Origin of the sequence: Sphingomonas sp. 2378 (assembly GCF_038084995.1) — a bacterium.
Classification (GTDB): Bacteria; Pseudomonadota; Alphaproteobacteria; order Sphingomonadales; family Sphingomonadaceae; genus Sphingomonas.
The window spans coordinates 37,685-63,177 of the sequence record NZ_JAXCMJ010000001.1; the positions used below are offsets into that span (position 1 = coordinate 37,685).

21 protein-coding genes and 1 tRNA gene are annotated in these 25,493 nt (G+C 65.7%); 9 read left to right on the plus strand and 13 right to left on the minus strand.

The window, feature by feature from the left end; genetic code table 11:
• Positions 1-17 precede the first annotated feature (17 nt).
• Entirely contained in the window at positions 18-866 is an 849-nt protein-coding gene (locus SM191_RS00190) for a DUF3883 domain-containing protein (protein ID WP_341504411.1), read from the plus strand.
• Here the strand turns inward: SM191_RS00190 and SM191_RS00195 are convergent.
• Entirely contained in the window at positions 863-1,459 is a 597-nt protein-coding gene (locus SM191_RS00195) for a DJ-1/PfpI family protein (RefSeq protein ID WP_341504412.1), read from the minus strand. The genes SM191_RS00190 and SM191_RS00195 overlap by 4 nt on opposite strands.
• Positions 1,459-2,304, minus strand: a complete 846-nt coding sequence (locus SM191_RS00200; protein ID WP_341504413.1) for a PhzF family phenazine biosynthesis protein — start codon at positions 2,302-2,304, stop codon at positions 1,459-1,461. The genes SM191_RS00195 and SM191_RS00200 overlap by 1 nt, the downstream gene beginning before the upstream one ends.
• A 110-nt stretch (positions 2,305-2,414) precedes the next feature.
• Between SM191_RS00200 and SM191_RS00205 the strand changes: the two genes are divergently transcribed.
• On the plus strand, positions 2,415-3,803 hold the full coding sequence (locus SM191_RS00205; protein WP_341504414.1) for an aminotransferase-like domain-containing protein: 1,389 nt from the start codon (positions 2,415-2,417) through the stop codon (positions 3,801-3,803).
• 92 nt (positions 3,804-3,895) lie between these two features.
• Complete coding sequence (locus tag SM191_RS00210) at positions 3,896-5,068, plus strand: winged helix-turn-helix domain-containing protein (RefSeq protein ID WP_341504415.1); 1,173 nt, start codon at positions 3,896-3,898, stop codon at positions 5,066-5,068.
• A gap of 57 nt (positions 5,069-5,125) precedes the next feature.
• Here SM191_RS00210 and SM191_RS00215 read toward each other — a convergent pair whose 3' ends face one another.
• The 3 genes from SM191_RS00215 to SM191_RS00225 form a co-directional block, all read right to left on the minus strand.
• Positions 5,126-6,118: a serine hydrolase domain-containing protein gene (locus tag SM191_RS00215; protein ID WP_341504416.1), complete on the minus strand. Its 993-nt coding sequence runs from the start codon at positions 6,116-6,118 to the stop codon at positions 5,126-5,128.
• Positions 6,115-6,252 carry an alpha/beta fold hydrolase gene (locus SM191_RS00220; protein WP_341504417.1) on the minus strand — a complete coding sequence of 46 codons (138 nt, stop codon included), beginning with the start codon at positions 6,250-6,252 and terminating at the stop codon, positions 6,115-6,117. The genes SM191_RS00215 and SM191_RS00220 overlap by 4 nt, the downstream gene beginning before the upstream one ends.
• 157 nt (positions 6,253-6,409) lie before the next feature.
• Complete coding sequence (locus tag SM191_RS00225) at positions 6,410-7,342, minus strand: hypothetical protein (protein ID WP_341504418.1); 933 nt, start codon at positions 7,340-7,342, stop codon at positions 6,410-6,412.
• 368 nt (positions 7,343-7,710) lie between these two features.
• Here SM191_RS00225 and SM191_RS00230 point away from each other — a divergent pair, with 368 nt between their 5' ends.
• The 4 genes from SM191_RS00230 to SM191_RS00245 all read left to right on the plus strand — a co-directional run bounded on the left by SM191_RS00230 (position 7,711) and on the right by SM191_RS00245 (position 12,422).
• Positions 7,711-9,642, plus strand: a complete 1,932-nt coding sequence (locus SM191_RS00230) for a MobA/MobL family protein (RefSeq protein ID WP_341504419.1) — start codon at positions 7,711-7,713, stop codon at positions 9,640-9,642.
• Positions 9,643-9,785: 143 nt separating this feature from the next.
• Positions 9,786-10,316, plus strand: a complete 531-nt coding sequence (locus SM191_RS00235) for a hypothetical protein (protein WP_341504420.1) — start codon at positions 9,786-9,788, stop codon at positions 10,314-10,316.
• Positions 10,316-11,971 carry a S8 family serine peptidase gene (locus SM191_RS00240; RefSeq protein WP_341504421.1) on the plus strand — a complete coding sequence of 552 codons (1,656 nt, stop codon included), beginning with the start codon at positions 10,316-10,318 and terminating at the stop codon, positions 11,969-11,971. Before SM191_RS00235 ends, SM191_RS00240 begins: the two co-directional genes overlap by 1 nt.
• 4 nt (positions 11,972-11,975) lie before the next feature.
• Positions 11,976-12,422, plus strand: coding sequence for a hypothetical protein (locus SM191_RS00245; RefSeq protein ID WP_341504422.1), 447 nt, complete (start codon positions 11,976-11,978; stop codon positions 12,420-12,422).
• Between the two features lie 191 nt (positions 12,423-12,613).
• Here the strand turns inward: SM191_RS00245 and SM191_RS00250 are convergent.
• The 5 genes from SM191_RS00250 to SM191_RS00270 form a co-directional block, all read right to left on the minus strand.
• Positions 12,614-12,690 (minus strand) — tRNA-Pro (locus SM191_RS00250).
• A gap of 57 nt (positions 12,691-12,747) precedes the next feature.
• Positions 12,748-13,239 (minus strand): nucleoside deaminase, encoded by a 492-nt coding sequence (locus tag SM191_RS00255; RefSeq protein ID WP_341504423.1) that lies wholly within the window; start codon positions 13,237-13,239, stop codon positions 12,748-12,750.
• A 53-nt stretch (positions 13,240-13,292) separates the two neighbouring features.
• Positions 13,293-15,032: a glycoside hydrolase family 2 protein gene (locus SM191_RS00260; protein WP_341504424.1), complete on the minus strand. Its 1,740-nt coding sequence runs from the start codon at positions 15,030-15,032 to the stop codon at positions 13,293-13,295.
• A gap of 241 nt (positions 15,033-15,273) precedes the next feature.
• Positions 15,274-16,851 carry a glycoside hydrolase family 43 protein gene (locus SM191_RS00265; RefSeq protein WP_341504425.1) on the minus strand — a complete coding sequence of 526 codons (1,578 nt, stop codon included), beginning with the start codon at positions 16,849-16,851 and terminating at the stop codon, positions 15,274-15,276.
• Positions 16,848-18,176, minus strand: coding sequence for an MFS transporter (locus tag SM191_RS00270; protein ID WP_341504426.1), 1,329 nt, complete (start codon positions 18,174-18,176; stop codon positions 16,848-16,850). The genes SM191_RS00265 and SM191_RS00270 overlap by 4 nt, the downstream gene beginning before the upstream one ends.
• A gap of 26 nt (positions 18,177-18,202) precedes the next feature.
• On the opposite strand from SM191_RS00270, the gene SM191_RS00275 reads away from it, so the two are divergent.
• Complete coding sequence (locus SM191_RS00275; protein WP_341504428.1) at positions 18,203-19,243, plus strand: LacI family DNA-binding transcriptional regulator; 1,041 nt, start codon at positions 18,203-18,205, stop codon at positions 19,241-19,243.
• A 148-nt stretch (positions 19,244-19,391) separates the two neighbouring features.
• Here SM191_RS00275 and SM191_RS00280 read toward each other — a convergent pair whose 3' ends face one another.
• From SM191_RS00280 to SM191_RS00290, 3 genes are all read right to left on the minus strand, one after another.
• Positions 19,392-20,390: a glycoside hydrolase family 43 protein gene (locus tag SM191_RS00280; protein ID WP_341504429.1), complete on the minus strand. Its 999-nt coding sequence runs from the start codon at positions 20,388-20,390 to the stop codon at positions 19,392-19,394.
• Positions 20,391-20,401: 11 nt separating this feature from the next.
• Positions 20,402-23,389 (minus strand): TonB-dependent receptor plug domain-containing protein, encoded by a 2,988-nt coding sequence (locus SM191_RS00285; protein WP_341504430.1) that lies wholly within the window; start codon positions 23,387-23,389, stop codon positions 20,402-20,404.
• A gap of 390 nt (positions 23,390-23,779) precedes the next feature.
• Entirely contained in the window at positions 23,780-24,247 is a 468-nt protein-coding gene (locus tag SM191_RS00290) for a Fur family transcriptional regulator (protein WP_267433261.1), read from the minus strand.
• Between the two features lie 107 nt (positions 24,248-24,354).
• Here SM191_RS00290 and SM191_RS00295 point away from each other — a divergent pair, with 107 nt between their 5' ends.
• Positions 24,355-25,410 carry a COX15/CtaA family protein gene (locus tag SM191_RS00295; RefSeq protein WP_341504579.1) on the plus strand — a complete coding sequence of 352 codons (1,056 nt, stop codon included), beginning with the start codon at positions 24,355-24,357 and terminating at the stop codon, positions 25,408-25,410.
• Positions 25,411-25,493 lie beyond the last annotated feature (83 nt).

The window sequence follows — 25,493 nt, forward strand, 5'->3', positions numbered from 1 at the left end:
TCGCCTAGCTTCGGCCGATGGCATCCGGCGACTGGACCGATCAACAAAATGACGCGATCGTCGCCGATTACTTCGCGATGCTGGCAGACGACGAGGCGGGCCGTCCCTACAGCAAGGCCGAGCATAATCGCCGGTTGCAGGCGGCGATCGGCCGCCCGCGCGGGGCGATCGAATACAAACATCAGAATATCAGCGCCGTCCTGAAGGGGCTCGGCGAGGATTGGATCCCCGGCTACAAGCCTGCCTTCAACTTCCAGGGATCGCTGGTCGATGCGGTAGCGCGCTGGCTGGCTACGCATCCAGCGTGGCTGGCACCCGATACGCGACTGTCGTTGGCGAAAGGGGCGCCGTCGCGCGTGCGGGAAGCGCCGACCCTGTGGATCGGTCCGCCGCCGACACTCGGCAACGCGCCGCCGCCGGACGAGCTCGAACAGATGCAGCATATCGCCCGGCGCTTCGACGTGGCGGAGCGTGACGCCCGCAACCGTGCGCTCGGCCGCGCGGGTGAGGAGCGGATCGTCCGGCACGAGCGATCGTCGCTGACGGCCGCCGGGCGCAACGATCTGGCCGATCGCGTCCGCTGGGTGTCGGAGCAGGATGGAGACGGCGCCGGCTACGACATCGCCAGCTTCGAACCCGATGGCCGCCCGCGCCTTATCGAGGTGAAGACGACCAACGGCTGGGAGCGCACGCCTTTCCATATCAGTCGCAACGAGCTGGCGGTGGCAGACGAACGCCGCCGCGAATGGTGCCTCGTCCGGCTATGGAACTTCGCCCGCGATCCCCGCGCCTTCGAGTTGCGTCCGCCGCTCGACGCGCATGTCTCGCTGATGCCGACCAGCTTCCAGGCCAGTTTCCCAAGCTAACGCGCTGCGTCAATCACCGACAAGGCATGGTCCACGAACCGGACCTTCTCTCCGACCGGCGCGACATAGTGCAGCGCCTCGCGCACCAGGTCGGGCGAGCCGCTGCGCGCGATCATCCAGGCGGCGAGATAGGGCGCCGCGAGGCAGCCGCCGGCGGTGGCGATGTTGCCGTGCGCAGCGAAGGGCGCATCGATTACGGTGACGCCGGCTTCCACCACCCAAGGCTTGGTGGTCAGATCGGTGCAGGCAGGCAGGTCGCCGATCAGGCCGAGTTTCGCCAGCAGCAGCGTCCCGGAGCACTGTGCCGCGATCAATTGTCGCGTCGGGTCGAGCCGCAAGCGCGCCAGCATCGACGCATCCGTGGCGATCTCGCGCGTGTGGACGCCGCTGCCGATCAGGACCGCATCGGCCTCTTCGACGAACGCGAGGTCGCGTTGCCGATGGATGACGACGCCGTTCATCGATGTCACCGTATCCGTCGGCGCGGTGATGTGCGCGACCCAGCCGTGCGAGCGCAGGCGATTGAGGATGGCGGCAGCGACGAACGAGTCGAGTTCGTTGAAGCCATCGAATGTCAGGATCGCGACCTGCATCAGCCGTGGGTCCGGCCGCTGAACAGCGTCCGCGTCGCGCCCGCGACCCAGACCTGACCGCTATCGTCCCGCGAAACATGGATGCGTCCGGAGCGCCCGAGCCGGGTGCCTTGCGCGGCGACGTAGCTATCGCTCGCCCGACCGCTGGCGAACAGCCACTGGCCGACCGACGCGTTGAGGCTGCCGGTCACGGGGTCTTCCAGCAGGCTGCCCTGGCCCGGCGAGATGATCGCCCGTATCTCGAATGCAACGTCGCTGTCCGATCGATGCGGGCCGACCACGCCGACGTTCAAGCGTTCCGATCCCGGCGGACAGGCTGGCTCCACCGCGAGCACTGCGTCGGCCGACTCCAGCATGACGGCCAGCCAGCTCGGCCCGTTGTCGGCCCAGTTGGCATCGACGATCGCTTGACGATCGATCTGCAACAGGTCCGCAGCCCGTATCAGGTCCGCTTCGTCCGGCGTGCCGCCGCGCAACAGTGGCGGGGCGGCGAAGGACAGCCGATCTCCGTCACGGCGGATCGTCACCAAGCCGACGCCACATTGCTGCACGACCATGCCGTCCTGCTTCGGCTGCCCGCCTGCTTCGAGCCAGGCATGCGCGCTCCCCAGCGTCGGGTGTCCGGCGAAGGGCAGTTCGCGCTCGCGCGTGAAGATGCGGACCCGATAATCTGCGCCCATATCGTTCGGCGGAAGCAGGAACGTCGTTTCCGCGAAGTCCAGCCAGTTGGCCATGCGCTGCATGTCCTCGCTCGACAGCCCCTCCGCATCGGCGATCACGGCGAGCGGATTGCCGGTCAGCGGGTCGGTGCCGAACACGTCGACGAGGCTAAAGGGGCGGGTCACGGGGCATGTCTCCTGTTGATGATGCCACCACGTAATCGTGCGCAGGCTGGCGCGAACAGGAACGGATCGATACGATATGACCGAACTGTATTGGTGAAAGATGCAACACGGTGGCAGCCCGACCTGACGAAACCCGCACCGCGATGGTGGCCCGCACGATCCGCGACCGTATCGAGGCGCGGACGCTCACGCCCGGTGCGCGACTGCCGTCGATCCGCGCCATGGCGGAGGCGAGTGGTGTCGCGCGCTCGACCGTGGTCGAGGCCTATGAGCGGCTGGCCGGTGATGGCGTGATCCGTTCGCGGCCGGGGTCGGGCTTCTACGTCGCCGCGCCGCTCGCCCCGCTGGCGCTCGACCGGCTTGCGCCCGTGCCCGAACGCGAGGTGGATCCGCTGTGGATGCTGCGCCAGTCGTTGCGGGACGATCGGTACGACCTGAAGCCGGGCTGTGGCTGGCTCCCCGACGACTGGCTCGCGGGAGATGCGTTGCGCAAGGCGATGCGCGGCGCCGCGCGGACGATCGATGCCGGCACGCTGGCCGGCTATGGCTCGCCGCGCGGTTGCCTTCCGCTTCGCACGCTGCTGGCCCGGCGGATGGCGGATCAGGGGATCGAGGCCGGTCCCGAGCAGATCCTGTTGACCGACAGCGGCACGCACGCGCTCGATCTGGTGTGCCGCTTCCTGCTTCAGCCCGGCGATACCGTGCTGGTCGACGATCCGTGCTATTTCAACTTCCTGGCGCTGCTGCGCGCACATCACGCCAGGGTGATCAGCGCGCCGATGACGCCAAGTGGGCCGGACGTCGCCGCCTTCGCCGAGGCTGCCGCGACGCATCGCCCGCGACTTTATCTGACGAATTCGGGCGTCCATAATCCGACGGGGGCGTCGCTCGCGGCGGCGACCGCGCACCGCCTGCTCAAGATCGCCGATACGCATGATATGGTCATCGTCGAGGACGACATCTTCGCCGATTTCGAACATGGACCATCTCCGCGGCTGGCTGCGTTCGACGGCCTCGACCGAACGATCCGCATCGGCAGCTTCTCGAAGTCGCTGTCAGCGGCGGTGCGTTGCGGTCATATCGCAGCGCGGTCGGACTGGATCGAGGCGCTGTCCGACCTGCGCATCGCGACGTCGATGGCGGGCAGCCCGCTTACCGCGAGCCTGCTCCATAGCGTGCTGACCGATGGCAGTTATCGCCGCCACGTCGAGGGCATCCGAACGCGGCTGGCCCGCGCGACAGCCAAGGTCGCCAAGCGGTTGCGCGCAGTGGGCATCGAGCCGTGGATCGAACCGGCGGCGGGCATCTTCCTGTGGGCGCGTCTGCCGGATGGCGCGGATGCCGTCGACCTGGCCCGTCGCGCTGTCGCCGAGGGTATCGTGCTGGCGCCGGGGCCGGTGTTCAGTACCAGCGGTGACTGGCGCGATCATATGCGCTTCAACGTGGCGATGAGCGATGACGATCGGCTTTACGCCTTTCTGGCAGCGGCCACGAGGTAAAGTTCGGCGGCAGTTTCTGCGTGTATCCGTGCGCTCTCGAGCTTGGATCGACATGTATTGACCCGAAACGATCCCACGCCTTCTGTCCCGTCATGGACATTTCTAAAGGTGAGGCGCGCCGGATCGCGCTGGCGGCGCAGGGCTTCGGACGACGTTGGCCCGAACAGCCGTCTGGTCGCCATCTGCGCAGCGTCGCCGCGCAGCTCAACCTGTTCCAGATTGATAGCGTCAACGTCCTGACGCGAGCGCATTACCTGCCGGCGTTCTCAAGGCTTGGCGGATACGACCAAGCCCTGCTGGAAAGCGATGCATGGGGCCCGCTACGCCGGCGTCGGATGTTCGAATATTGGGCGCACGAGGCGTCGTTGCTCCCGCTCGATCTACACCCACTCCTGCGCTGGCGGATGGCGCGCGCGGAGCGCGGCGAGATCGGCTATCAGGCGCTGCGCCGCTTCGCGGTCGAACGCCGGGCCGAGGCGGATGCGGTGCTCGAACGCATCACCGCCGAAGGCCCGCTGGCAGCCGCCGATTTCGAGAGCGGGTCGAGTCGCAGCGGCTGGTGGGAATGGAGCGACGTCAAGCACGCGCTCGAATGGCTGTTCTGGTCGGGGCGGATCACGACCGCCACGCGGCGGGGCAGTTTCGCGCGGCTCTACGACCTGACCGAGCGGGTCATCCCGCCGGCGGTCATGGGACTGCCCACGCCATCGGCGGAGGAAGCGCAGCGTGCCCTGATCGAACGCAGCGCCCGGTCGCTGGGCGTCGCCACTCCCAGCGACCTGCGCGACTATTTCCGGCTGAAGCCCGCCGAGGCGGATCATGCCATCGCCGATCTGGCGGAGGATGGCGTGCTGGTGCCGGTCAGGGTCGAGGGCTGGAGCCAGAAGGCGTGGATGCACCGTGATGCGGGCGTGCCACGTCGGGTGCGCGGCACGGCGTTGCTGGCGCCGTTCGATCCGCTGATCTGGGAGCGAGCCCGCACCGAACGGCTGTTCGGTTTCCGCTATCGCATCGAAATTTATGTCTCGCAGGAACGGCGCAAGCACGGTTACTACGTGTTGCCCTTCCTTATGGACGAAGCGCTGGTCGCGCGGGTCGATCTCAAGGCAGATCGGCAGGCGGGGGTATTGCTCGCACACCGCATCACGCTGGAGCCGACGGCGCCGGGCGATACGCTTGACCGGCTACGGATCGAGCTGGATCGGATGGCGGCCTGGCTGGGACTGGAGGGGGTTCGGGTCGGTGTGGTGTTGAGCAGCGAGTGACATCACACCGCTTCACCTTTCTCGGCGGCAGGAATGATCCCGTCATCGAACAACGCGCTAAGCGCCGCGATATGGCCAGTGTCGCGCGCGCCGCCGGCATCGGAGGTCATGACCACCGTCAGCTTGAGGTCCGGCACGATGAACAGCATCTGCCCGCCATAGCCCCAGGCGAAGCGGGTGGCCGCGGCTGGTCCCGACGAACCAGCCATAGCCATATTGCCCGCCGCTCCACGGGGAGACGGTGCGAGGGGGCCAGCTTTCCTCGATCCAACGCGCGGGAAGGATCCGCCGCCCGTCGATCATGCCGCCCAGCCGATAGAGCTCGCCGAACCGTGCGAGGCCGCGTGGTGACATCAGCATGTCGTTGCCGCCGAAGTAGATGCCCTGCGGATCGCGTGACCATGGCGGGATCGCGATCCCGAGCGGCTCGGCCAGCCAATCGCGCATCAGGGCGTGGGTGTCGCGCCCCGATGCCCGGGTCAGCATGGCCGACAGCAGATGCGTGTTGCCGGTCGAGTAAAGCATCGCCCCGCCGGGCTGATCGACAAAGGGTCGGGCCAGCGCGAACCGGACCCAGTTGCGGCTGGACACCCAGCGCCCGTAATTCTCGCCCGACGTCCTTTCCAGCCCCGCGCGCATCGTCAGCAAATCCTCGACGGTCAGCAGGGTAAGACTCGGGTTAGGATCAGGCGGCACATCGCTGCCGAGCACCGACGGAACGCGCTGGTCCACGCCGGTCAGCACGCCCTTCGCGATCGCGATGCCGACCAGCGCGGACAGCACAGACTTGGACGCGGACTTGATGTTGACCGGCCGGTCGAGCGGCGGGCCGCCGTTGATGCGCTGCTCCGCCAGCACCTGCCCGTCGCGCATCACTAGCAGCGAGCGGATCCGCGGCAGACGCCGGGCCTGGGCCACGGTGTCAGCGAGGATGGCACCGTCGAGGCCGCGCGTCTCGAGCGGGCGCGACGCTGCCGGTTGCTGCGGTCCCGGGGCGGCATCACAGCCGCTGGCGAGTAGCAGCGCCAAAGCGCCGGTCATCTGCCTCATGGCGTCATCGCGGAGCGGAGGGTGGGCAGGAAGACGGCGGGCGCCTCGACCTGCGGCGAATGGCCGAGATCGTCGAGGCGGATCAGCTGGGCGCCGGGGATGCGCTTCACCGCATCCTCGGCCGCTTGCGGCACGATGCGGACCCGCGCACGCCGATCTTCCAGGGCCCTGCTCGCAGGAAAGACAGTCAGGTCGCTCCGGCCCGTCGACAACCTATTTGGTTGTGAGTTGTGCATGGCATGCCGCAGGCTCTTGCCGACCAGAGTTCTCAGCAATGTCGGGATTCGGGCGTCATTCCCCAAAGCCGCAGCCTCGTGGCGGTGTCGCATCCGTTAGTTCTTCGCGTGGCACCCAGAATTCCCGGATTCCCGATGGCCCGCTAATGTACGGGGACAATTGCACCTGAACGAGCGGGTCGCGCACGGCAATGACTATTCCACAATTGGTGCGGCTGCCAACCTTCAGGCCCTTACGAAACGGACGCAAGCGAACCGCCTCTGCCTTCGCCCAATCCTCTTCTTTTTGGCGCAAACGATCAGCAGCGATCTGCGCCTGCCGCTCCGCTTCGATGCGCTTTGCCGACTGCAGGTGATGTTCCCTGATCCAGTCTTGCGTAATCGGCGTCACCTTAATCGGCAGGTCATAGGCGAAGGGCTCGCCACTGGGCATAATGGCTATTGCCCATAAGCCGATACCCTTTGATGATGTGCATTGGAACACGCCAAACGGTGGTGCAGCGTCAGCTTGTTTGGCCGCACGTTCGGCAAAATAGCTTGTTCGGAACATACGCCTGAAACCGGAGGAGCCGGCACCAAACCAGCCACTGTTGAAGCCGGCGAACAATTCGTAGAGCGATGAATAGTCGACATCTAGTCGTTGTTCCCCCGCCCGGAGGACGGTTCGAGGGGTGTCACGGTCGTATCGGCCAGCGCTTAAGGCAAGTGTTAGATTGCCACCAACTTCCGAGCACGCGGATCTTGCGGTTTCGACAGGCTTGTCAAATGTCGGTTTCGCGATTGCGTCTCCCGTCGTGACGAGACGAGAATATGTCCCGTCCGCATTTTTACGGACGCCGGTCGTGCTTAGGAAGCCAGGTTTGAACGCCCGGTCCAGCGCGCGAATCAGCACGGCGTCGCTGTCGACGACCTGTGCCTCTACCTCGCTTACAGCTGGGCCACCGATGATCGTTGCAATCGACGTTACTGCCCCGATAAGTCTCAACATTTTTGTGCTACCCTATCCACGACCACCGCTTACTGAGCTATCAGTAAGCCGATAGCCCTGCCCCCACGGTCAATCTGTCAAAATTGCATATCACGTTTGTAACGGTGCTACGAAACGGCGCGGGCCACACGTTACGGGTCGGGTAATCTTTAGGCGCAATACCGCGTCGCTGGGTAAACCCGAGCGACGCTGGTGCGCGGACCCGATTGCCGGGTCCGGTTGGCGCCTGGCGGGCGCGGTCCTCCTCACCCGCAGGCGGGTGATCCGGAAGGCGGTGGTGGCCGTGTCGATGGGGGGTCTATCGGACGGCACCGATCCATTACACACTGATACCATCACGCCATCGCACGGCGTGCCGGAGGCGTGGGATGGTCGGCGAGCGGGCGATCAGTCAGAAGATCGAGGCGGCGATCCTCGACGTGCTGCGGCGGATACCAGGCTGGCTGGACGAGGAACCGCCCGTCTTCTTCACCCCCGGCTCCGCCGGCCGCACGCAGTATCGCTACGTTGCCGAGCTGCCGCATGAACTCGGTGCTTCTGACCGCGCCGCGATCGTGCGCGAATTCTGCGATCACCTCGGGTCCTTCGCTCGTGACTCGGCGGGGAGACCCACGGGCATGATGTATACCGCGGTGGTCCACGCACCGGGGGCGGGTAACGATCGGCGCAACTTCCATCTGCACGTCATCGCGCATGATCGCCCGGCCCATTGGATAGCCGACCACGATAAATGGGATTTCGAGGTCATCGAGGAATTCCTGCGGAAAGGCGAAACGCGCATTCGCTATCCGCACCGACAGGAAAAGATCGCCGAAGTCACTCGCAATCTCGCGCCCGACAAGCGCCCGAAGCATTACAACGCCGCGATCGCCGGCAAGGCCTTCGTGCCGCACCTGCGCGAACGCTTCGCCGCCATCTGTAACGAGAGGATGGCGCTCAGGGGCATTCAGCGCCGGATCGACCCGCGGTCGCACGAGGCACTCGGGATCGAAAAGGAAGCGGAGATGCACCTTGGCACCCGCGCTGCCGCGCTGGAGCGGGCGGGCGTGCCGACGGTGATCGGGCGCTACAATGCCGCGGCAAGCTGGCAATATGCCGCGCTGACCGAACGGCGGCGGACCGAGAGTTTCTTCAAGCCGTTGCAACGGCAGGACGATGCGCTGGCGAAGAGCGTCACCGGCTCGCCCGAAGGCGCCGCACTGATCCGGGACCGCCGCGTTGTCCTACAGGCGCTGGAGGAAACGCGGGATCTCGCGTGGGAGAACGACCGGCTCCGTAAACGAGCGCGATCCCGCGCGCAGGCGACGCTGGATCACTGCGAAATGTCCCTTGCCCAGAAAGGCGGAAGCGTTGAGCATCGGGCGGCCATCGAAAAGCGCCGACGGGAAGCCGAGGCGCATCTCGCAAAGGTCGAGGCTGCCATTGCCGAAGGCGAAGCGGATATCCTGGCGGCGGCCAAGGCGATCGGAGAACTGCACCTGCGGCAGGTCGCGATCGACGCCCGGCTGGCGGAACTCGCACGGGCGAAGGCGCGGCTGAAGCTGGTGGCCGGCCTCGATTTTGCGCCGCCTGCCGAACTGATCTCCGAACAGCAGGCGTTGCGAACGGTCGGCGCACTCGCTTCGGCCCCATCGCTGAGGTCGGTGGGGGTATGGACCGGTGCCTCGCGACCGGTGAAACGCGATGAGGCGCCGCCAGCCCCGGTCGGCCATATGGCCTCCAATGCAAGTGGTGCGTCCCAGCGAGCAGCCAATGACGATGGCAGGAGCGCCGCTCCGAACCCAGCGCCAGCAATTGCCCCGCAGCTCGACGAGGGGCCGCCCGACATGCGCGAGCGCATCGACGCGCTGCTGAGCCGCATTGCCGAGGAGCGAATTCCGATCCTCGCCGCGACCAGGAAGCCCGATGCAGCCGCGCTGTCGGCGGATGATCGGACGTTGCTCGAGAACATCCGGTTCCGGTATCTGATCGTGAAGCGATTGAACGCGATCGCTGCCCTTCAGGCGAAGGAGATCAAGCGCCTGCTTGCCGCGATCGAGGCGCATGGTCCCGATCTCGGAGGCGCCTCGGATCTGAAGTCGATCCAGACCCTCCTGCGGCATTGGGGCGATCATCCCGACGTTCAGCAGGCGCTGTCGCGGGCTGCGACGGACGCGCATCGTCCGGACCCGGCGCCAGTCACGATGCGGAAGCTGGGTGCCGCCGTATCGGCCGAGGTCGGTCAGGTGGCGGCGAAATCGAAGGGGCCGGCAAGCTCTGCGCCACCGGTCAGCCTTCCGACCAAGGGCCCCGAGCGCTAGCCCGTCGCGGGCATCCGGGAAGGGCCGCCGGGGCCGGCGGAAGGAAGATTGGGGAAAGCCTGCGGCTGTGCCGTGAAGGCGAAAATGTAGGCGAGACGGTGGCGTGCAGCCCGCCACGTCCCGCGAATGACCCAAGGACTTCCATGTATATCATGACCAAAGAGCGGGCGATGGCGCAGATGCGCGCGCTGTCCGCGACGCAGGCGCTCGCCACGCTGGTTGGCTGGCAATCCGACCCGGCGACCCGGTTGCTGCTGCGCTCGCCATTCAGCGAATGGTTCTACGCTGCCTCCGCCGACCTGCTGCTGGTCCCGTCGATCGAACCGTCACGCGGCGATCTACGGACCGTCGGCCGGGGCATGCGCGAAGCGAGGTGCGACGCGCTGGTCGTCAAAGCGTCGAGCGAAGGCCGCCGCACGCTCTACATCGCTTACGGCCAGTGGCGGCGGAACGAGAATGTCTGGTGCCACGGCCGCCGGCTGTGGCTGTCGCCGTCCGGCAAGGCGTGGCTGGTCCCGGACCCGCACGACAGCGAAGACCCGTACACCTCGATGCAGCTGACCGAGCGTCGGTTGCAGGTCGCGTCGCATCCGCCCGCACGGGACGATCAGGAGGCGGTCGACGGGCTCGACCGGGCCGATCTCTTCCTCGCGCAATTGTGGGGAGACCGCTGATGAAGGCGCTCCCGTGGATCAGTCCGTCGGCGGTGGACGCGATGCTCTACAACGAGCCGATGGCATCGCCCGACTTCGGCTTTTCGCTGATGCGCCCGAAGGCCAAGACCAGGAAGAACAGCACCGCCGACCTCGCCCGCGCGAAGCTGCAGCCGAGCAAACCCGGCGATGCGGCGTGGGGGCCGGATGGCTTGTGGCCGATCACCTGCGCGACGAGCAGGCTGGTCGTGGCCCCCGGCGTCGCGCTCGAACCCGATGCGCTGGAAACGGTGTTCGAAGGCTATGACACGAGAGTCAAGGCACACCAGAAGCTGTTGGCGGTCGTGCTGACCATGAAGTTCGATCATGGATGGCAGCCGAGCGATATCCTCTCGCTGGTGGGAGCCTATGCGCTGAAGCATCTGGCGCTCGGGATCACCGGCAAGGGCGTGACCATTGCCATCATGGATACCGGCATCGATGTCGATGGCGTCGAGTTCAAAGGCCGTCTTTCCGCCGACAGCACCGCGCTCGAACAGAAGGTCGCCCGCTGCGGCAACTGCGCCGCCGAGACGATCCGCTTCAGCCTGGACGACAAGGTCGGGCACGGATCGCAGATCGCCGCGATCGCGGCTGGTGCGCGTGATGGCAACGGCATGCACGGCGTCGCGCCCGACGCGACGATCCTGGCGATCAAGATCAACGGCCCGAACCTGGACAACGCCAGCCCGACCTCGGGGGTGATTCCCGAAGCGGAGTCGGCCAATGCCGCGTTGATCGCTCCGGCCATCCGCTATGCAGTCGAAAAGGGCGCGTTTGCGATCAGCTTCAGCCTGAACGGCTTCGCGACCGGCATGATGGCCGCCGACCAGCGCGGGGCGATGGACCAGGTCCGGCTCAACAACCGCCTGTTCGTCAACTCGGTGTCGAACGACAAGGGGCAGGACAGCTACGCCGGCCAGATCGTCGAGAACCTCGTCGGCACCGATCTGGGCAACAAGGACTGGTTCCTGTTCGCGATCCGCGTCGACCAGAATTTGCGCCCCCCGACCGACAATGGCGTGCCCGGCGCGCTGGCGGATCGCACGCTGACGACCGTTGCGCTCGGTATTCCGACCGTCGGCAAGGATGGAGAGGACGTGACGGTGAATGGCAACAGCTTCGCCGCCCCGGCGGTCGCCGGCGCTGCCGCGCTGCTCAAGCAATATTGGCCCAAACTCGGCGGCAAGGAAATCAGCCGCATCCTGCTCGACACCGCGACCGATCTCGGCGCGCCCGGGGTGGATCAGGTTTACGGCGTGGGTCTGCTCGACATCGAGAAGGCGATGAAGGCGCAGGCACCCGCGTCGTCGTTCGTCGCGGCGGATGCCGTGCTGACGCGCTTTTCGTCGCTCAGCGGCGATGCCGGCGGACCGGTCGATGCGCTCACCATTGACGACTGGCCGCGCAGCGGGCTGCCATGGATCGCCTTCTGGCTGAAAGAACTGGTTAATTGGGGTACGCTCGATCCGGTCGCCGCGTTCCGGCGTCTGAAGCTGCGGCCGGTTCAGACCTTTCAAAGGCAAAGGGGGTGTCGTCGCGGAGTGCCTCGTCGATCCACGCCTCGCTTTCGTCCTCGCCCCAGGAAAGCCGGGCCGTCGCCTCGCGGCATGCCGCCGCCCTTGCCTTGCAGATGAGGCGTTGGACGCGCGCGACGCTTTCGGCCGTGACGGGGAAGCCAAAGGCTTGGCTATAATTCGACACCTGGTCGCCGGAGATGGCACCGCCATTCTGGAGGTCGAAGATGATGTTCGCCACGGTCTTGGCTTGTGCCGGGCTCCAGCCGCTCGCAACGAGGCGCTGATGCTCGTCGAGCGTCCAGCGCGCCGCGATACCGCCGCGGGCGAGGAACTCCCATGCCTCGGCATGAAGCGAGTTCGCGGTGGCGTGGTCGCCCGGGTCCGCCGGGCTGCCGACCTGATCCTGCTCGATGCGCTGGAGCTGCCAGCGCAAGGCGTCGCTGAACACCTGCTTTATCTGCTCGCGGCTCATGCCGGTGAACTGACCATAGGCCATGCGCAAACCCTCGACTGCGACACTCAGTCGGGCAGATATAGCGCGGGCACGGGAATAATTCCCCGTCCGTAACGAGATCGAGAGCGGCAGCGGCAGACCAGCCACCATGATCTTGCGCCGCCAATGATAGCTGCCGCCACGCAGTTTCAGGTTCGGCAATCCCACGTCATTGCCCCCGATGGGTACAGCGAGGGGTACAACCGTGGGTACAACGGTTCCCGATCGCCGGGTTGGCGACGTGAAATCAACAGCTTAGCGTGAGTTGGTCGGGGAGACAGGATTCGAACCTGCGACATCCTGCTCCCAAAGCAGGCGCGCTACCAGACTGCGCCACTCCCCGACAGGGGGTTGCCCTTAGGGGAAGCGGGGCGGCAGGCGCAAGGGGTATTTCGGGGGATTACAGGTTCGCCTGTTCCTCGACGGGCAGGTCCGCATCGGGCGGGTAGTAGAGCTCGGCGCATTCCGCCCGCAGGCATCCGCCCTCGATCACGATGTCGTCGCGATGGGCGTCGGCAATGAAGCCGAGCGTGTCGACATGCCTTGCCTCGAAATACATCGGATGCACGTCATCGCGGCCAGCGCCATACACGACTCGCCCGACCTTCGACCAGATCGACGCCATGGTGCACATGCCGCAGGGCTGAAGCGTCGAATAGAGCGTCGCGCCGCGCAGTTCCAGCGCCCCCTCCCCTTCGCAGCCACGCCGGATCGCCATCATTTCGGCATGGGCGGTGGCGTCGGGCAGTTCGTGCGTCTGATTACGCTCGGCGGCGATGACGCGGCCGTCCAGAACGATCACCGAGCCGAGCGGCGAGGTCGAGGGATCGGAGCCCTTCGAACGCGCCACGTCGATCGCCATGCGCATCCATTTTTCGTCTTCTTGTGTCATGGCGGGCTCAACGCCGTGACCCAGGTTATGGGTTCAACGGATTGGAACACCGTCTATCGAGAGGATGCCTTGCGCGCATAATAGTCGCCCAGCACATCGAAAGCCTCCTTGCGCTGCCCGGTCTCGGAGATCAGCCCCTTGCGGTTCCAGCCCTGCTGGAAATCGGGGTTCTGGCGGCGGGGCGAGCGGAAGTCCTTCAGGATCCAGGGCGACATGCCGCGCAGCGTCGGCACGCGATCGGTCATGCCCAGCGTCGCGCGGTAGTAATCGGCCTGGAACTCCTCGGAGAATTTCTGTTTGTTGGCGGGATCGTGGAAGCCAGCCCGTGCATCCGCGCCGAACTCGGAAAAGATCAGGGGCTTGTCCGCGGGCACATGCCACTCGCTGCGCTCCAGGTCGGACAGGCGATCCTGCGAATACCAGCCATTGTACGTGTTGATGGCCATGACATCGAGCACCTCGGCCAGCGGATCGGCTAAGGTCATGACCGGGTGGTCCGCCCCCTCCCCCCGCTCGACCAGCAAGGCCGCGCTGACCAGCCGCGTATCGTCCAGGCGGCGAACATCGGCGACCAGCGTGCGCAGGAAGCTGTTGCGCGCATCGGTGACCGGGGTTTCGTTGGCGACGCTCCAGATCGCCACCGAGGCACGGTTGCGGTCGCGAAGGATGTTCTCGGCGAGCATGGTCCGCGCGCGGACCAGCGTATCGGGATTGGACCAGGCGACGCGCCAATAGACCGGCACCTCGCTCCACACGATCAGCCCCAGTTCGTCGGCCATCCGCACGGTGACGTCCGAATGCGGATAATGGGCCAGGCGGACGAAATTGCCGTGCAGCCCGTCCTTGATCTCGCTGAGCAGCGCGCGGGACGCCGCCGAGGTGATCGCGCGGGTGGGATCGACGCCCAGTTCCTCCTCATGCATCGAAATGCCGCGCAGGAAGATCGGCTTGCCGTTGAGCAGGATATCCGCCCCGCGCCGCTCGATCGTGCGGAAACCGATCCGGTCGTGCCACCGATCCTCGCCCGACGTGACGGTGACATCATAGAGCTTGGGCCCCTCGGGCGACCAGCGGATCAGGGCGCGCGGGGCAGCCATGGTCGCGCGCCAGTTGCCATGGGCATCGGTCGTCCCTGCCCGGTCCAGTCCGAGTTCGGCGATCTTCAGACGCACCGGACGATTGGCGGCCTGCGGACCGTCGAGATGCACGTCCACCGCCATCCGCCCGTCGCGGGTCAACCGCACCCAGGCATCGTCGACATAGGTATCGGCCGTCGCGATCAGCCGGACCGGGCGGGTCATGCCGCCATAATTCTCCCAATCGGTGACGGGCGGCGGGACGGTGGCCTCGTTGGCCTGCGAGTCGACGCCGACGGTGATCTGGTTCTGACCGTCGCGCAGGGCTCGCGTCACCTCGAAGGCGAAGGGGGTGAAGCCGCCCTCGTGTCGGCCGATCTCTTTGCCGTTCAGATAGACGATGGTCGCGTAATTGGCCGCGCCGAAGCGGAGGAAATAGCGGCCCTTTCGCGTCTCGGGCGCCGCGAAGGTCCGCTGATACCACATCAGCCCGTCATAATGGCGCAGTTCCGGCGCATGGGTCAGCCAGGAAGACGGCAAGGATGCGAGCGGCGAATGGGCGAGGTCGAATTCGTAAAGGACCCGGCTGTCCTTTGCCATGGCCGCGCGGACATCGACGTCGCGCCAGCGCTGCTGCCCCGTATCGGGCATGCCGCCGTGAAAGCCCGAAATGCCCGAGCGGAACGGGTCGATCGAATAATGCCATGGCCCCGACAAGTCGGTGCCTTCGCGCAAGTCGGCGGCGACGAGTAGCGGACCTGGCGAGGGAGGTGCGTCCTGAGCGAAGCATGGGGTAGCCAGGGTGAGCATCATGCCGGCCATGATGCGTGTAAAGCCTGTCCTGCCCATGCTTCCCTCTCCCCTGTTCGGCCGGATTTGCGATCAGCCTAAAGCGACTATCGCCGGTTCGCCACCCATGGCGGCGATGCCGTCAGGCGACCGGCGACAATCCCCTCCATCACTCTTCCCGATAGCGGAAATAGCGGAAGTCGGCTGGGTGCCCCGTCCCGGCCATATCCTGACACGCCATACCGACGAACGTTCCCGTGAAATTGGGCAGGCCCGCCAGCGTCGCTTCGTCCGACAACAGGCTGGCATCGCATGTCTCGGGCAGCCACTGCCATTCCTCCGCGCCCTCCGCCCGGAAGGCGAAGCGGAGCGTTTCATGGTCGACCGAGGCGCGAAGTTCCACCGGCCCGGCGGGCGCGACCAGCGACGGCGTGATCAGGCTCTGCCCCTCGCCCGTAGGCAGGACGGACAGGAGCTGGATCAGCTTTTCGCCCTCATCCCCGGCGGTGATGTGGAGATAATGATATTTGGTGCTGTTATAGTAGCAGACGAGCCCCGCCGCCTGCTGGAAATGCTCGGGCTCGAACGCGACCAGCGTGGTGACGTCATAACGAAACGCGGTGGGGCGCCGCGCCACCAGCGCCTGCTCGAAATGGCTGCCGATCGTGTCGCGTCCATAAAGCCGCAAATGACCGGGCCGCTCGGTCAGGCTGAACAGCCGATCGGGTTCGGGCGTACGAAGCCACTGAAAGGCGGGCGGCAGTATCGGCCCGTCGAACCAGTCGCATTCGTTCACGGCTGCGACGGCTCCAACCTCGGCATCGGGCAAGGCACAGCGCAACCAGCCATCCGCGTCCCAGCGCATCCGCCGGATCGCCGTCTCGCGCCCCAGCACGCAGCGATCGCTGCCGGGTAGCGGACGACCGCACAGATAGGCCATCCAGGTCTCGCCCTCCGGCGTTTCGACCAGATCGCCATGGCCCGTGCGTTGCAGCGGTGCGGCGGGATCGTGGCGCGCGGTCAGGACCGGGCCGTCCGGGTGGACCTCATAGGGCCCGAACAGGGTGCGCGAGCGGGCCATCACCACGGCATGCCCCCGCTCGGTCCCGCCCTCGGCCACGAGCAGATGATACCAGCCGTCACGCTTGTAGAGATGCGGCCCCTCGGTGAAGCCCAGTTCCGTGCCCGCGAAGATCAGCCGACGCTCGCCCAGCAACCGACCGCTCGACAGGTCCATCTGCTGGACGACGATCCCCGCGAAACGCTTGCGGTCCGGGCGATGGTCCCACAGCATGTTGAGCAGCCAGCTTCGCCCGTCATCGTCATGGAACAGCGCCGGGTCGAAGCCGCTGCTGTTCAGATGCACGGCGTCGGTCCACTCGCCGTCGATCCGGTCGCACGAGACCCAGTAATTGTGGAAGTCGCGCAACGAGGCGCCCTTCGCCCCGTCGACCGTGGTGCGGCCATAACGCTTCACATCGGTGAAGATCAGGTGGAAACGCCCGTCCTTGTAGCTCAGATCGGGCGCCCAGACACCGCATCCATCGGGATTGCCCCGCATGTCGAGCTGGCTCGCACGGTTCAGCGGGCGCGCGACCAACGTCCAGTTCACCAGATCGCGGCTATGGTGGATCTGGACGCCCGGATACCATTCGAAGGTGGAGGTCGCGATATAATAGTCTTCGCCCACGCGCACGATCGAGGGGTCGGGGTTGAAGCCGCGCAAAATCGGATTGATCGGGGTCATGCGGGTTTTCGCACCAAGGTCCAGAGGAGCGCCGCGCCTGCCAGATCGAGCAGGCCGAGCAAGATGAAGAAGGGCTGATAGCCGACCTGATCGACCAGCGAGCCGAGCGTCAAGGTGAAGAGCAGCACGCCCAGATTGGCCGCCGTCCCCGACACGCCGGTCGCGGTCGCCACCTGATCCTGCGGGAACAGGTCGGAGCATAGGGTGATGACGGTCACCGAAAGGGTCTGATGCGCGAAACCGCCCAGGCACAGGAGCGCGACGGCGGCGACCGGGCTGTTCACGCTGCCGACGAACATCATGCCGGTCATCAGCACCGCGCCGAGCGTGAAGGCCCCGCGCCGCGCGTCGATCAGGTTGACGCCGCGCCGTTGCAGGAAGGCGACCACGGCGGGCCCGAACAGGCACCCCAGATCGGCGGCCAGAAAGGGCAGCCAGGCGAACAGCGCGATCTGGGTCAGATCGAAGTGCCGCGCCTGGACGAGGTAGAGCGGCATCCACAGCGACAGCATCCCCCAGACCGGATCGGCCAAGAACCGCGCCGCCGCGATCGCCCACAGGTTCCGGCGGCGGAGCAGTTCGCCCAAAGGCGGACGACGACGATGCTTGGCGAGCGACGCCTCCTGCCCACCGACGATCAGGTTGCGCTCGTCCGTCGATAGCGAGCGGTGGCGCGCGGGCGGCGCATACCAGAACAGCCAGGCCAGGACCCAGAGCAGGCCCAGCCCGCCCGCCACGAAGAACGCCGCACGCCAGCTATGATGGAACACCGCCCAGGCGACCAGCGGCGGCGCAAAGACCGCGCCGAACGACGCCCCGATCTGATAGATGCCGCCCGCCACACCGCGCTCGCGCGCCGGAAACCATTCGGCGACGACCTTCATCCCCGCCGGCTGCGCCGAACCCTCGACCAGCCCCAGCGCGCCGCGAAGCCCGGCAAAGCCCAGCCAGCCATTGGCGAAACCATGGCCCAGCGTGATCAACGACCAGATCGCGACGAACAGGCTGAACCCGAATTTCAGGCCGAACAGGTCGAGCAGATAGCCCGCCACCGGCTGAAACATGATGCCGAACTGAAAGGCGCCGGTGATCCAGCTATATTGGGCGGACGAGATATGCTGTTCAGCCATGATCGCGGGCGCGGCGACGCCCAGAATGCTGCGCGTCAGATAGTTGATGACCATCGCCGCGACGAACAGGCCGATGATCGTCCAGCGAATATAGGGAAAGCGCTTCACATGCGGTCCTTCGGCCTGTTCGGCATATGTCGTTCCCATTGACCTGTCGGCCTCTGCCGGGGCACGGCTGTCGGCGAACATCGGCATAGCGTGAAGCCCGATAACGGGACAGGATGACCTTGACCAAGACCCAACGGCGCCCGCGGGGCGTGACCATCATCGACGTGGCCAAGGAGGCCGGTGTCTCGCCCATGACCGTCTCGCGCGTCATCAACGGCGACGCGGGCGTCCGCGACGAGGTTCGCGTCCATGTCCGCGAGGTCATCAAGCGGCTGAACTATACGCCAAACCTGATGGCGCGCAGTCTCGTGACCTCGCGCGAAATCCGGATCGGCGTCATCTATTCGAACCCAAGCGCCGCCTTCATGAGCGAGCTGCTGGTCGGCGTGTTCGAAGAAGCCTCGACCCGCGCGGCGCAGTTGTTCCTGCTCAAGGGCGAACAGGGTCGCCCCCCGACTCGCGACGCCATAGAGGGGTTGATCGAACAGCGGATCGCGGGCGTCATCCTTGCCCCGCCGCTGGGCGAGTCCGATTTCGTGCGCGACATCATCCGCGAGGCAGGGCTGCCCATGGCGGTGATCGGCGGCGTCGCGCCCGATGCGGTGTCCGTCTGGATCGACAATGCCCGTGCTGCCTATGACATGACCCGCCACCTGATCGGGCTGGGCCATCGCCGCATCGGCTTCGTCCATGGCAATCCCGGCCAGTCGGCCAGTATCGAGCGTCTGGCGGGCTTTCGCCGCGCGGTCGAGGAGGAAGGCGGCCTCGAAACGCGGATCGTCCAGGGCGATTACAGCTATGCCTCGGGCCTGCGTGCTGGCGAGGAACTGCTGAGCGGCGAGCGACCGCCGACCGCGATCTTCGCCAGCAACGATGACATGGCTGCCGCCATCGTCTCGGTGGCGCATCGGCGGCATCTGGAGGTGCCGGGCGACCTGACCGTGGTGGGCTTCGACGACAGCACCGCCGCGACGACGCTCTGGCCACCGCTGACGACGATCCATCAGCCGGTCCGCGCGCTGGCGACCGAAGCGTTGCAAAGGCTGATCCAGGAAATTCGCGGCGGGGTTCCGGCGTCGAACGGCCAGCCGCGTGTCACCGTGCTGGAACATCAGTTGATCGAACGCGACTCCACCGCCCCGCCACGTTCCTGAAACTGATGCTCCACCCCGGCGGAGGCCGGGGTCCAGTTGCTCTGAAGCCGGTCGAGCATCGACCGACCGCTTTGGCGACCATTCGAGACGCATAGCGGCTGGCCCCCGACCTCCGCCGGGGTGGAACAGGAGGAGTGAGGCCACCCTGCTACCGAGCCGATGCCGTCACACCGGCTTCGGTCTGCACGACCGGCTTCATCGTGCCGTCGGGATTATAGTATAGCCGCTCGACCGTCACCGCGCGTCGCCCGATCGCTCCGCTCTGGTCGCCGATCGCCAGATTCGCGTTGTGCAGGAACAGATAGGACTTGCCCTTGAACTCCGCGATGCCCGGATGGATGGTGAAGCTGTACTTGCCCGACCCTGTCAGCAACCCGCGATAGGTCCACGGCCCCTTCGGCGACGGGGCGGTGGCATAGGAGATATGCTCGTCCCGCTGCGTCGTCCGGTCGAGCGAGGCATAGGTCAGGTAATAGAGCTTGCCCCGCTTGTGCAGCCAGGGGCCCTCCTCGAAATGCGGCGGGGTGATCTCGGCGATCGGGCCATCGATCTCGATCATGTTGGGCTTCAGCTTGGCGATATAGCATTGCCGGTTGCCCCAGGCGATCCACGTCGTCCCGTCGTCATCGGTCATGACGGTCGGGTCGATATCCTCCCAGCTATGCGTGCCCTTGGGCGTCATCTGGTTGGTGATGAGCGCCGATCCCTTGGCATCGACGAACGGGCCGGTCGGGGTGTCGGACACGGCGACCGCGATCGCCTTGCCCGGATGGCTGTCGTCATGCTCGACTGCGGCATAGAACCAGTATTTGCCGTTTTTGTAGATGGTCTGGCTGGCCCAGGCGTCCTTCTTGGCCCATTTGAAGTCGCGCACGTTCATGATGGGCCCGTGCGGAGTCCAGGTCCGCATGTCCGTGGTGGAATAGACCAGCCATTCCTTCATGTTGAACATCTCGTCCCGCTGCGCCTCGTCATGGCCGACATAGAGGTACAGCCGGTCCCCCACCACCAAAGGCGCGGGGTCCGCCGTGAACTTGTCCCGGATGATCGGGTTCGATCCCGGCGCAGCGGGCGGCGTGTCCGCCGCCATCACCGCCACCGGCAGGACGGCGAGCAGCGCCGCCCCGATGATCCGCGCCGTTCTCATCACATCCCCCCTCAGAAGTTGAACCGCACGCCAGCCCGGTACACGCGACCGAGCACGTCATAGAGCGCAGGGTTCACGAAATAGGGCGACCGCGCCGGTTCGCGATCAAATAGGTTATCGACCTTGAAATAGGCGGTGACCGCCTTGGTCACGTTATAGGTGCCGCCCACATCGAAATAGAAGGCGCCGGGGATGAAATTATTGTCGATCGTCGGGCGGTTGGCGGTCGAGGCCGGGCAACCCGTGGTGCACTCGATATATTGATTGCCCAGTTTGCCGTCGCTGAACCAGCGTTCCTGGAGCAGCAGCGACCAGTCGTCGGTGGCATAGGTCTGCACCGCCAGCCACTTCCACTTGGGCGTATTGCCGATGTTCACGCCCGCCGTGTCGTTGGGGATCGTGTTCGGCAAACCGGTGTCGGTGATGAACCGCCTGATATTGGTCGCCAGCGCGCGCAGCGTCAGGCTGCCCGGCAGGCCCAGCGGATTGCGCCAGCGATAGCTCGCCTCGATATCGAAGCCGTCGGTCAGGATCGAGGCCAGGTTGAACGACTGGACGTTGATGAAGTTGGGGCCGTTGGGATTGTTCAGGTTGAACACGCCGCAGGTCTCGGGCGCGATGTTCAGGAAGCACAGGTTGACGATATCCTGCGCGCCCAGGCTGGAGATGACGTCGGTAATCTTGATCTTGTAGTAATCGACCGACAGGCTCAGCCCCGGTATCGCCTGCGAGTTGGAGAAGGCGATGCCCAGCGTCGTGTTGCGCGCGATTTCGGGGGTCAGGTTGACGTTGCCGATCGTGTTCTGAAGCGCCAGCACGTTGACGTTGTTGAACGGATCGAAAAAGCCCGGCAGCGTCGTCGTGACGGGCGCCGCGAACAGTTCCGACAGATTGGGCGCGCGGACGTCGCGTGAGGTCACGCCGCGAATGCGCAGGCCATCGACCGGCAGGTCCCAGGTACCGCCGATCTTCCACGCCCAGACGGTGCCCGAGGTGCTGTAGTCGGTGACGCGCACCGCGCCGTTGATATTGGCACGGCCCCCGGCGTCCGAATTGATGATCGGCAGGTCGGCCTCCAGAAAGGCCTCCTTCACGCTATAGGCGCCGCCGCCATTCTTGTAGTTGCCGGCATACCAGTTGTTGCCGTCGGCCAGCAGGACCGGGTCGGCAGGATAGGCGCCATTGGCCGGGCTGTTGGCGAAACCCGCGCCGTAAGGGTCGGCGCGGACGCGGTAATATTCGTGGCGAAACTCGCCACCGAACGCGATCGATACCGGCCCCGCCCAGGACGAGAAGGGCGAGCCCGAGAAGTTGAGGCTGATCACATCCTGCGTCTGGCGGGTGCGCTGGAACGGGCCGTTCTCCGGGATGATGTAGTTGAGCGCCGCCTGCGACGGATTGCCGCCGAATATGTTGAGCGGCTGGCACCCATTGGCCCGTGCGGTCGAATCGGCGCAGACGATCGCGCCATTCAGCGTCGTCGCATTGATCGCCTGGTTGAACCGGCGCGACAGCATGATGTTGCTGACATCGACATCGGTGTAGTTGGTCCCGTGCTCATAATAGATGTCGTAGGACCATTCGGACCCGGCCACCGACTCGCGCCCCTTGGCGCCCGCGACGAAGCGATACTGGCGGCGATCGGTGAAGACCTGCGTATCGCCCAGCGCCGCGTTGCTGGTGCCATATTGGAAGTTGGTGATCCCGGCGGTCGCGCACGCGGTCTTGATCAGCGCGGGGACATAGGGGTTGGCGCACTGGATGGTCAGGTTCGGGCGGTTCGCGCCGCCGACCGGCTGGTTGTTGGTCTTCACCTGACCGATATTGATCGTACCGTAAATCTCGCCATTGGGTGCGAAGTCATAGCCGATCCGGCCATAGCTGTTCACCCGCTGGATCTTCGACTGGAGCGAACGCCCCGCATCGACATTGCCCGACAGGTCGCCGCCCAGGCAGAAGCCGGGGAAACAGCCCTGAACATTGCCCGCCGCGTCGCGCGCAGGCACCCCGCCCGATCCATATTGGAACTGGAACGGATTGCCCGACCGGTCGAAGGCGATACCCTGAAGCGGCCCGGCGGTGATGAGGCCGTACTTGGTATAGTTATAGGGCTGCGCATAGTCGCGGAACAGATATTGCGGCGTCCCGTCGTTCAGGACGTTGCGGTTGATAAGCGTCGATTGACGGAACCAGTCGCGCCCGCCCGCCAGGCCGATGCCGAAATCGCCGCCGCCGACGCCTTCCTCGTGCGCATATTCGGTGCTGGCGATCACGTGCAGCGAATCGTTCAACAGGCTGGTGCCGCCCGCGAGCTGGATGAGCACCTGTTCGTCATCGCCGTACGTGGTCAGGCCGCCCTGGATATTGCCCTTGATCCCCTTGAACCGGGTATCGGTGATGAAGTTGACGACACCGCCGACCGCATCCGAACCATAGGAGGCCGAGGCACCGCCATTGACCACATCGACCCGCTTGATCAGCAACTGCGGAAACAGGCTGATGTCCGGCACGCCGGTGACGTTCGCGCCGACCACCCGCTGCCCGTCGAGCAGGGTCAGGGTCCGGATCGCGCCCACGCCACGCAACGAGAAGGAACTGAGGCCCTGCTGCCCGCTCGACGTGCTGAAGGTGTTGGTCGCGGTGCCCGTCGAGCCCTGCAACGAGGGAAGCTGGGCGACGGTCGTGAAGATGTTCGGCTGCGCGTTCGCGGCGATCTGTTCCTCGCCGATGACGGTCGTCGGGGTCGGCGCGGTGAAGCCGCCGGTCGTGATTCGCGAGCCCGTGACGATGATGTCGCGGCTATTGACCTCTTCGCTCGGCTCGGCCGCCTGATTGGGTGGAATGGCCGCAGCATCCTGCGTCGGGGTGGCCTGTGTCGCCACTTCGGGTGTCGTCTGAGCCCAGGCGGGCGCTGCGACCGTGGCCATGGCAAGCACCGCGAAGCTGACCGCGCCAAGATTGTGCCGACGCAGGCTGCGGCTATGCGATCCCGTCATCATCTCGAACCTCTCCCTTTTCGTTCCGTTTTATCTGGTAACGTTACCAGACTCATTCCGCGTTTCGTCGCGCAAGTCAATGCCCCGTATCGATCCGAGAGTTTCAGCTGTGCCGTCGCAGCGCCGAATTGAGGTAGGCGGTCACGACAGACCCGCGTTCAGCGCCGTTTCCTCCCCCTCCTCATAGAGGGGGAAGGGTCGCGCCGACTTGGTCTTTGCCGAGCAAAGACTTAGTCAGAGCTGGGTGAGGGGTGAACGCTCGAAGAGCGCGAGCCGTTGGCGCGCACCGCCTCCCACCCAAGCTGCGCTAACCCTCTCCCCGGCTCGGGAGAGGGAGAAAGGAAGCCAGAAGGAATGTCGATCGGGCCTAACTTCTCCGATCAAGCGGACGGTTCAATTCGCCGCACAGGCCGCGCAGCGTCCCCTCACCTCGATCACAGGGCGCTCGGGGCTGAAACCGGCACCCTTGGCCGCCTCGCGCACCGCGCCGGTCAGGCGGTCGTCGTCGATATGGGTCGTCTGGCCGCACTTGTCGCAGACCAGAAAGATGCAGTCGTGCATGCAATTGGGATGCGCATTGGCGACATAGGCATTGGCGCTCTCCACCCGCCGGGCGAGATTGGCGCCGACGAACAGGTCCAGGATGCGATACACGCTGTTCGCCGCGACCCGTCGCCCCTGCGATTTCGACATGACATCGGCGATGTCATAGGCCGAGGCGGGCTTTTCGAACCCGGCCAACGCTTCGAACACGCTGGCGCGCATTGCCGTCCACTGCTCGCCCGCGCGCTCCAGCGTCGCCTTTGCCGCGTCGGCCAGATCGGCCCCTTCGGGCTCGTGATGGTTATGCATATGCGCCATGATCGGGATTTAGGCTCTGTGGACCGGTGGAGCAAGGTCCGCCGCCGCAGCCGCACGAGGCATTCGGTCCACTATCGCACGACCGCGCGGGCTTCTATGACGGGATCATGCTGCAACCGAGCCCTGCCTTCATGATCACCGCCCGCCCCCGAGCCTTGGCCCGCTGGCTGTTCGCGGTCGCCGGTCTGATCGTCGCCATGGTCGTGGTCGGCGGGATCACGCGACTGACCAATAGCGGCCTGTCGATCACCGAATGGAAGCCGATCACCGGCATCGTCCCCCCGCTGACCGAGGCGCAATGGCAGGCGGAGTTCGACAACTACAAGCGTATTCCGGAATATTGGATCTTCAACCGCGACATGACGCTGGGCGGGTTCAAGGCGATCTTCTTCTGGGAATATCTGCACCGCGTCCTGGGGCGGGTGATCGGCATGGCCTTCGCCCTGCCGCTGATCTGGTTCTGGGCGCGGAAGGCCATTCCCATGGGGTATAAGCCGCGCTTGATCGCGCTGCTTGCGCTGGGCGGGCTGCAAGGCGCGATCGGGTGGTGGATGGTCGCCTCGGGCCTGGTCGAGCGGACCGATGTCAGCCATATCCGCCTGACCGTCCATCTGCTGACCGCGCTGGTCATTCTTGCCGGGATCGTCTGGACCGCGCTGGACCTGATGGCGCTTCACCGGAACCCGCTATCGGCCCCTGCCCGGCTGACCTTGCCTGGGATCGTCGCGCTGGCGCTACTGTTCGTACAGTTGATGTTCGGCGCGCTGACCGCCGGGCTGGACGCGGGCTATGCCTTTTCAAGCTGGCCGCTGATGGGCGATGCATGGTTCCCGGCGGGGGTGCCGATGATGAGCCCGGCCATCGCCAATGCCTTCGACAATCCGGTGGTGGTGCAGTTCATCCACCGCTGGTTCGCCTTCGCCGCCGCCGCCGGGCTGATCTGGTTGGCGGCGCGAGCGATCCGGGCGGGCGCGCTGCGCGCCGGATGGCTGGTCATCGCGCTGGTGCTGGTCCAGATCGCCCTCGGCGTCGCGACCCTGCTCTCGGGCGTGCAGATCGACATCGCGGTGTCGCATCAGGCCAATGCCGCGCTGCTGCTGATCGCCGCCGCCGCCGCCGCACACCGGGTCGGCAGCGGCGCGCACACCATCAAGGTATCATAATACCCGTCAGCAAAGCCGCACTTTGCTTGACATTTTGAGCGCCGAACAGCATTGGACCCTCGTTCGCGCCGCCCGAGACAAAG